Origin of the sequence: Epilithonimonas sp. JDS (assembly GCF_021261315.1) — a bacterium.
Lineage (GTDB): Bacteria > Bacteroidota > Bacteroidia > Flavobacteriales > Weeksellaceae > Epilithonimonas.
The window spans coordinates 1-774 of the sequence record NZ_JAJSAX010000018.1; the positions used below are offsets into that span (position 1 = coordinate 1).

A 774-nucleotide genomic window follows, 5' to 3' on the forward strand; every position below is an offset into this window, starting at 1 on the left:
TTCAAAGCGTCATAATCTACCTCGTGCTGGATCACGTATCCGTTGTCCCACTTCAAAGTAGTCAATGTGCCTTCTTCGTGAGATTTGTTGAACGTAACTTCGCCGCTAGTCGGTTTGTATTTTCCGTTCAGTAAGCTTTCCAGGATTCCGGAATCTTCTGTAGCTTCTACTGTGATTTTGATCAACGCATTAGACGGATCTGATGCTACTCTTCCTGATACATCGGTGTTTCTTGATACACCATAATTAAGTTTTAGGATTTTTTGTTCTGCTCCGCCGTTGAATTTTAAAACGGCTCTTGAATTGTTTGCCATGATTTCTAAATTTTAAATATTAATATAAAGTGATTTGTTTTCTTTCTTTTATTATACCAAAGATAGAACCATCAGCTAATTTTTTCAATAGTAGAATTACTACACTTTTACAATTAAATATTTGATCTATTTTATAATTAATCAACTGTATGAAAATAGTTTCTTTTCTAGCCTACAGATAAAATTACGAGAATTATTGTTGATTTAGTTCTTAAATTAAATCACAGATTAATTCTAAAAAAAATGGCGCCAACTGTTTTCAGTTGGCGCCATTTGGCAATTGTGAACTTGAAAGGACTCTATTCAAACCATTTATTTGAGGATGTAGATAATATTTTAAAGGTATTAGTTTTCTGAAATAAGTAGTATAATATTTGAGCCAATCATCTTTACTAATTAAAAAAAAGTGAATCTAAATTGATTCACTTTTCATTTGCATATATACTTTAACTAAGCCTCA

Annotated in this window: 1 protein-coding gene; it reads right to left on the reverse strand. The window is 31.3% G+C overall.

Features of this window, described 5'->3' with window-relative positions; genetic code table 11:
* Window positions 1-314: type VI secretion system tube protein TssD (tssD, locus tag LUD75_RS19070; protein ID WP_232707396.1), on the reverse strand; the 314-nt coding region annotated here is incomplete at its 3' end.
* Window positions 315-774: the final 460 nt, after the last annotated feature.